Source organism: Methanobrevibacter sp. (assembly GCF_045539575.1).
GTDB lineage: Archaea > Methanobacteriota > Methanobacteria > Methanobacteriales > Methanobacteriaceae > Methanocatella.
Window position 1 is genome coordinate 1 of the sequence record NZ_JAZQFM010000083.1, and the last position, 7,948, is coordinate 7,948.

Consider the following 7,948-nt stretch of genomic DNA (forward strand, 5'->3'; position numbering starts at 1 on the left):
CAGGGCAATCATCGACAGGCATGACTTCTATCTTTTTGACGACTGCTTTTCAGCCCTGGACATGAACACCGAAAGGAAAATCAAGGAGAACCTCAAAAGCCTTGAGGATTCATCAATCCTGATTGTTTCCCAGAGAATTTCAACAATCATGGACGCCGACGAGATTCTTGTAATTGACAACGGTGAAATCGTGGACCGTGGAACACACAAGACACTGGCTGAAAGCTGTGAAATCTACAGGGAAATCGTAAACACCCAGATAGACACAATGGAGGCGCTGACATGAGTCCAAGACCAATCAGACGAAAGCCTCCCGAAAAACCTGTCGACAACAGGAAGGCCATAAGAAACATAATGTCACTTTTAAAGGACCATAAATTCAGACTGATCATTACAGTAGTGTGCGCAGTTCTCTCAACGGCATTCACGATTATTGCACCTCTTTTAATAGGCGAGGCCACAACAATAATCTATGACGGAATCAACAACATGATTCACAACACCGGCACACTGGACATCACAGGCCTTGTCCACCTTCTGGCCATGGTTGTGATTTTATATATCGTAAGTGCGGTATTTTCATACCTTCAAAGCTATTTCCTCATTAAAATTACCACCAAAATCAGCTATGATTTAAGGGAAAGGCTGATGGATAAGATTTTAAACCTTCCGATGGACAGGGTCGAGGAAAACAAAAGGGGAGACATCCTCTCCAGAATAACCAACGATATCGACTCCCTTCAAAACGGAATTACACAGTCATTCATACAGCTGACAACGGCGGTCATCACCCTTGTTGGAGTGTTCATAATGATGCTTACCATCAACATCTGGATGACCCTGGCAACCGTGATACTTATCCCGATAGCGTTTTTAGTAATCAGAATCATTACAAAATATTCCCAAAGTTATTTCCTAAAGCAGCTCGTCCATAAGGGTTCCCTAAATGCTCAGATTGAAGAGACATTTACAGGCCATGACATAATCCGGGCATACAATCAGGAGGAAATCTCAATGGAGAAATTCGAAAGGGACAATGAGATGTGGTTTGACCAGGAATGGAAATCACAGTTCTACTCAAGCCTCAACGGCCCTCTTATGAACTTCATCTCCAATTTCACATACGTTGTGATAGCTGTGCTCGGAGCGATATTCGTGCTTCAAAGGGCAATTACCGTCGGAGACATCCTTGCATTTTTCCAGTACGTCCAAAGCTTTACAAGACCTATACAGCAAATCACACGTGTCATGAATCAGATTCAGACAGCAATGGCTGCAAGTGAAAGGATATTTGAATTTTTAGACTACGGCGATGAGGAAAATCCGTCAGCAAAACAGATTAGCGAGGTCAACGACTGCATCAGCTTTGAAAACGTCAGCTTCGGATACACTCCCGATGAAACAATAATCAAGGACCTGACCTTCAGCGTTAAAAAGGGCGAAAAGATTGCTATCGTCGGTGAAACCGGAGCGGGAAAGACCACAATCGTCAAGCTGCTCATGAGATTCTACGACATTGACTCAGGTTCAATTAAAATCGATGGAACTGACATCAGTGAATATGACAAGCATTCCTTAAGGTCCCTGATTGGAATGGTGCTTCAGGATTCATGGCTTTTCTCAGACACCATCGAAAGCAACATCCATTACGGAAATCTTGATGCGACAGAAACTGAAATCGTCGATGCGTCAAGACAGGTTTATGCGGACAACTTCATAAGGCAGCTTCCGCAAGGTTATGAAACCGAGCTCAATGAGGATTCAGACAACATCTCCCACGGACAGAAGCAGCTTCTGACCATCGCAAGAACAATCATTTCAACAAAAGAAATATTAATCTTAGACGAGGCAACCTCCAGCGTGGATACAAGAACCGAAAAGCTTATTCAAAAGGCCATGGACAGGCTCATGGAAAACAAGACCAGCTTCATCATTGCACACAGGCTGTCAACCATCAGAAACGCCGACAAAATCATCGTAATTGAAAACGGCGAGATAATCGAGCAGGGAAATCACGAAGAGCTCCTGGCCCAAAAAGGATATTACTACAACACCCTAAACGCCCAGCTTAAGGAAAATGACCTTTAGAAAAATTCAAAAAAATATTATATGTAAAAGATATAATATGAATTAAAAGGTGAAAATTTGCAAGACAGAACCAAAATAATTTTAATTGCCGTTATTCTGCTGATTGTCGGAGGAGCGCTACTTTTTGCATCCAACATCATGCATGAAATTTCCATTGACTCAACAGTGCTCGCTAAAACCGACACCGGAACGGTTGAAAAACATATCTATGGAAACGCAAGCGCAAATAACACAATAGCTTTGATTACAGGAATCCATCCGAGGGAACCACTTTCAATCGAGCCTGAAATCAAGGCGGCAAAAGAATATGTGCGAGACCATGAGGACGTCAAGATCATACATTACGAGGTCAATGTGACAAAAGATCCTCAGGATTATGAAAAGGGAAGATACAATGGAGAGCATCTGGTCCATGACTATGTAAACCCGGACGTTACCTCTTCAGATGCGGACTGCGTAATCATCAGCCATTCACATATCCCGACATACGGCGAGGGCTTTTACGTGGCAACACCTGAAATGGACGATGCATCTGTGGAAATCTCCCATAAGATCAATGAAACCAGTGACTTCAACTATTATCCGAGAACCGGAAATGAAACATACAAGTCAACTTCAGCTGTACTGGTGTCAAAACCGATAGCACAAGCTGGTTATCCTACTTTCGTATATGAAATACCTGAAGACATAACAGAGCAGGATTCAACCAACAAGGCCAAGGAACTGTTTGACATGATGGTAGAGTTCGCCTGCAATTAGCTGCCATCAATTTCATTATATATTTCCAATGCTTCAGAGTGGCTCAATCCCACTTTTCTTGAGTTGCTCTCCAGGGTAAAATCCAGTTCGTTTTCTATTATCACGCTTAGAAATTTTTTTATAAACGAAAATGCTATCTAAACCAATTATATCTTACGGCCAATATTTTTTTCATCATTTTTTAGAAAATCATCCCGATCTTTAAGTATTATTTGATAAACACACATCAAACCCTCATAATTAGATTTCCTAATATCACAATAAGGTTCTTCATCCAATCTGTTTTCCATCGAATCCAATGTGGATTTAATATGTTTTAATTCTTCATCATATTCTTCAATCGTATTAAAAAACATTTAAGTATCCCCTTTAAATTTTCTTTCAACAGAATTTAATTAAACCAATAATAGTTCGTATACCCTCCGTGAAAGACATTCCTCTTCAGCATATTTAAATTCAATGTCTCCTTAAATTCATATAATTAGTAATTAACTGACATATTATAAAAATTTTTTTCCAAACTTGTTCCAAACTTATCCAAATCAAATTTCAAAAATTATTAAGCATATAAAAGCAATTTTACAGACTTACAGCAATTTTACAAAGTGACATCAATATTAATAAAACAAATCAATAAATAATAACATATGGATTTAAAAGATTTTTTAGATTATGTCAATAGTGGAAAGGAAGTTGAATATCCTTCCGAAATTCAGGAAATGTTTAATGAATTGCTTCTTGAAGCCACTAGAATAAAAAGCAAGCTAAACTGCGAATATCACACAGAAGAAGAAATCAGGGAAATATTTTCAGAGCTTACCTCCCAGCCGGTCAACGATTCCTTAAGGCTGGTTCCTCCGTTTCATACAGACTGCGGAAAAAACATACACATTGGCGAAAACGTCTTTATCAATTCCAACTGCACCATGCAGGACCAGGGCGGAATTTTCATCGGAGACAATGTATTGATAGGTCATAACACCTGCCTTTTGACACTGAACCATAATGAAGACCCTGAAAAGAGAGCCAATCTGCTTCCGGCACCGGTTAAAATCGGAAACGGAGCATGGCTAGGCTCAAACGTTACCGTACTTCCGGGAGTTACTATCGGAGACGGTGCAATCATTGCGGCAAATGCTGTGGTCACCAGGGATGTTGATGCGGACACCATCGTTGCAGGCATTCCCGCTAAATTTGTCAGAAAAGTCAATGAAAAATAAGTCATCGAATAATGAAAATAACCATTAATTAAACCATCACTTACCATAAATTTTATTTAAATTTTAATAGCTATCTTTTAAATTATAAAATCATCACTATGATTTCAATAAATTAAATTGACCAATCTACATCATGTGCCGACAATTTACAATTTTTGCCAAATTACTAATAATTATATACTTTACAAAACAAAATATAATTAATTTAAAGGGATGTTTTTTATGTTAACTATTAATCAATGTTACTTAGATTTTGTAGATAAAATCTTAAAGCAAGGAAAAGAAACTTATAAGGACTCAAATCACCATCTGGTTGAAAGTTTAGGGAATTTCTATATAATTGACGATCCGTTTGATTTGAAATTCAGAGCAAAATATCAGCACTACACTCCTGAAATGCTTTTAAACGACATCAAGTCCGGAAAATTCGATATGGACGGATGCCCTATCAAAAGCGATGCGTTATATGAATACGTAAAATCAGCTGAAAATCCTGATGACCAGGGATTCGTATACACATACCCTAACCGTATCTACGCTCACTTTGACATTGACCAGTTCAATACAATGAAACAAAGGATACTGACTGCAACCGGATCAAACAGGGCAGTTGCAGTTACAATCGACCCTGAATTGGATGCGGACAGGGAAGACATTCCATGTTTGCAGTTCCTGCAATGCATTGTGCGTGACAATGAACTTACAATCCACTGCATATTCAGAAGCAATGATATTTTCGGTGCATTTTACTCCAACATGTTTTTCATAGCATATCTCGGATTGAAAATGAAAGAAGAAGTCAACAAGGAAATTGTTGGTGAAAAATTAAACTTCGGTGGAGTTCACTACCACTCAACCTCAGGCCATATCTATAATACTGACTTAAAAGCAGCCCGTAAATTAATTAAAGCAAATAAATAAGGTTTTTTAACCTTATTTTTTAACTGTTATTGTCTTACTTACTTTTGCAGATCCGTAATTTGCAGTTAATGTGAATTTGCCTGTTTTTGTATATGATTTTATTTTAAATGTAGCAATACCTTTGGAATTGGTTTTAACCTTGTATGTTTTTCCTTTGAATTTAACAGTCACTTTTTTATATTTCAGGATTTTACCCTTGTTGTTTAGAAGTTTAACATTGTATGTGAATGTCTTGGATTTTTTAACTGTTTTGGATGATAAAACCAATGTAGGCTTGACGACTACCTTATTTGAAACCTTGTAATTTTTGTAGGTTGCAGATATAGTGTAGGTTCCAGCCTGCTGGGTTATCTTATATGAAACGTATCCATTTGCATTGGTCTGTCTGGTGTATGTCTTGCCGTTTATAACAAACTTAACGTTGACGCCGGCTGCAGGATTGCCGTTATCATCAAACACCTTGACAACATAAAGTGATCCTGCACCATAATACATGGTAACTGCCTTATTTCCTGTTATGCGGTCAACTACAGATATCTTTTGAGTTTTAATCTCGGATGTGGCCGGATTGATAACCTTTACTGAATAATTTCCAGAATCAAGATCGACATTTAAGCTTGCCACCCCTTTGGAATTGGTTGACACCACATACTCTTCACCGCCGATAATGATGCTTACCTGACTGTTCTTTAAGAGATTTCCGTTGGCGTCAAATAATGTAACGGAATATTTTGAGTTGAATGTGTATTTAATTGACTCAGGCAATGAAATTGATGTTTTGACTTCAATATTTCTGGTTATGCTTTTTCCGCCTTCAGCAAAGGAGACTGTTACTGTATAGTTTCCAACATTCAATATCGGATTAACGGTTGCAATACCGTTCAAGTCACTTTTAGAAATCAGTTCCTTGCCGTTAATGATGAATTTGATTTCCTTGCCGCTGATTGGGTTGTTGTCATCATCAGTTAAGGTAATGCTGTATGCAATGTCACTGGAATAATAAACAGAAGTATCATTGGCGTTGATGTAAACCTGTTTTGCAGGGACATTTGCGCTTGATGAACTGGTAATGTATCCTTCACCGCTGAATGAAGCCTTGACAATGTTACTGCCTGCATTTTCAAATAGATAAACCAGTTTGGCAACGCCGTTTTCAATATCCGCATCAATGTCTTTTCCTTCAACATTGAATGTGACAACGCCTGATTTTACAATTGCGCCGTCTTTTGTATGGACGGTTGCTGAAATTTCACAAGGGTTGTGTGAACTTGAAATATCAATTGTAATATATGTGTCGAGTTCATTTAATATGGTGAATGCCTTGATACATGCAACTTGAGAAGCGTAATTGTGATCCGGGAAAGTCCATTCAAGGTCATAGAAATCAACCCATTTTTTACCGTCATAGCTGATGAATGAAATGTTTTTCCCGTAGGTTTCATGGTTAAGTGAAACCGCTTCAGAGATCGGCACACCAGCATTTTTTCCAACAGTTATTTTAAATATTGCTTCAAATATATCTCCTGCTTTAAGCGGGATCAGTTTATCCAGAGTGATTGTGGAATAGCTTGGGTTTGAAAATCCGCTTTGAACCAGTTTTTTTACACCATTCACAAGAATTGTCAAATCCCATTTGGTATCCTTTTCAAAGTAAGTTGAAACAGCTGCCAGATATTCATCATCACTAGCTGTGAATTTGTTTTTATACCATACGGTAGAAGATGAGTTTAAGAAGTAATCGGTACGTCCTGCAATGTCATACTGGTAATTCTTATCAAATCTGATAGTGTCATTCAAGACAATTGCATAGGAAACGTATCTTCCAGGCTGTGCGAATTTAGTATCGTAATATGAAACGTAGAAATATCCTTTTTCACCGGAACTGGTTCCCCAGCTGTTTTTGATTATCCATGCACCGTCTCCCTCAGGGGTGGTTTTGAAATTGTACCTGCTGTAATTGTCATCCCAGCCTACAATAGCTACAGCGTGGTTTGCACTGGCATTTCCGTTATAATAAAAGTTTTTGCCATTTTTATAGTAAGCGCTGCTCCAATATGTACTGGTTGAAACAGCTCCGTAATCCATTATTGCCTTTTTGATTGCATCATTATCAGTGTAATTGGCCCTTGTTAAAAATACAATGTTTTGGACATGAACTAAACTATCCAAAACTGGAGATATTTTAGATTTTCCATAATAAACATCATCGACATCGTTAATAGGCCCCAGCCAGCTTGCCAGATAACCTACTCCCATCTTGTCATATCCTCCGGAATTGGTTTCCATAGCCCAACCGTAATCAGAGTATAATGACATTAGATTTTTCATGTTCTCTTCGGAAAAGTCATATGCAATGCCTGTTGCCTTTAAAACTGCAGATTCAAGTGCTGCGAGTGATGAGAATGACCAGCAGTTTCCACCATTATCCTGACTTCTGACTCCGGTTACTCCACCAACTTCCCTTAAATCATATCTTGAAGGCAAAGTGCCGTTATAAGTCGGAATATACTTGATTAAAACATAATTGTTATCCCCGATTGTTAGGTTAATCATGTTACTTTCATAAACGTCATTATAAGCTGAAGCGACATTATCAATGAAGGTATTGTTCAATGTTTCTTCAAAAATTGAATCATAAAAAGTGTCACTCATAACAGAATAAACTGCACCTGCTGTTTTATCAGCGCGGTTTTTGGAAAATACATTGGAGTGTATGTTAAATATCTCTGCTGTGTCAATGAATAATGCCCCACCATTATTTGCACTGTTATTATAAAGGTTAGAGCTGTCGATAGTAAACACACCATACATGAAATAACCCGCTCCGCCATCATATTTAGCTTTATTGTTTCTGGCATTGACATTTGTTAAATTCAAGTGAGAGTTTAAAGATGAAACGGCTCCTCCAAAAAGGGCAGTACAATTTTCAAATTCAACATTGAAAATAAGTGAATTTGGAG

6 protein-coding genes and 1 pseudogene are annotated in these 7,948 nt (G+C 38.2%); 5 read left to right on the top strand and 2 right to left on the bottom strand.

All coding sequences use genetic code 11. The annotated features are described in order from the left end of the window. The 3 genes and pseudogenes from ACKI30_RS10370 to ACKI30_RS10380 all read left to right on the top strand — a co-directional run. Window positions 1–286: pseudogene (locus ACKI30_RS10370) on the top strand (ABC transporter ATP-binding protein); the annotation flags it as partial. Next, window positions 283–2,088 carry an ABC transporter ATP-binding protein gene (locus tag ACKI30_RS10375; RefSeq protein WP_407412216.1) on the top strand — a complete coding sequence of 602 codons (1,806 nt, stop codon included), beginning with the start codon at window positions 283–285 and terminating at the stop codon, window positions 2,086–2,088. The pseudogene ACKI30_RS10370 and the gene ACKI30_RS10375, both read left to right, overlap by 4 nt. Window positions 2,089–2,145: 57 nt before the next feature. Then, complete coding sequence (locus ACKI30_RS10380; protein WP_407412218.1) at window positions 2,146–2,847, top strand: hypothetical protein; 702 nt, start codon at window positions 2,146–2,148, stop codon at window positions 2,845–2,847. Window positions 2,848–2,993: 146 nt separating this feature from the next. Here ACKI30_RS10380 and ACKI30_RS10385 read toward each other — a convergent pair whose 3' ends face one another. Then, window positions 2,994–3,203, bottom strand: coding sequence for a hypothetical protein (locus ACKI30_RS10385; RefSeq protein WP_407412220.1), 210 nt, complete (start codon window positions 3,201–3,203; stop codon window positions 2,994–2,996). A gap of 291 nt (window positions 3,204–3,494) precedes the next feature. On the opposite strand from ACKI30_RS10385, the gene ACKI30_RS10390 reads away from it, so the two are divergent. Both ACKI30_RS10390 and ACKI30_RS10395 read left to right on the top strand, forming a co-directional pair. After that, window positions 3,495–4,067 carry a sugar O-acetyltransferase gene (locus tag ACKI30_RS10390; protein ID WP_407412222.1) on the top strand — a complete coding sequence of 191 codons (573 nt, stop codon included), beginning with the start codon at window positions 3,495–3,497 and terminating at the stop codon, window positions 4,065–4,067. 222 nt (window positions 4,068–4,289) lie between these two features. Next, entirely contained in the window at window positions 4,290–4,988 is a 699-nt protein-coding gene (locus ACKI30_RS10395; RefSeq protein ID WP_292742155.1) for a thymidylate synthase, read from the top strand. A 12-nt stretch (window positions 4,989–5,000) separates the two neighbouring features. Here ACKI30_RS10395 and ACKI30_RS10400 read toward each other — a convergent pair. Beyond that, on the bottom strand, window positions 5,001–7,948 hold a 2,948-nt coding region (locus ACKI30_RS10400), incomplete at its 5' end, for a C1 family peptidase (protein WP_407412224.1).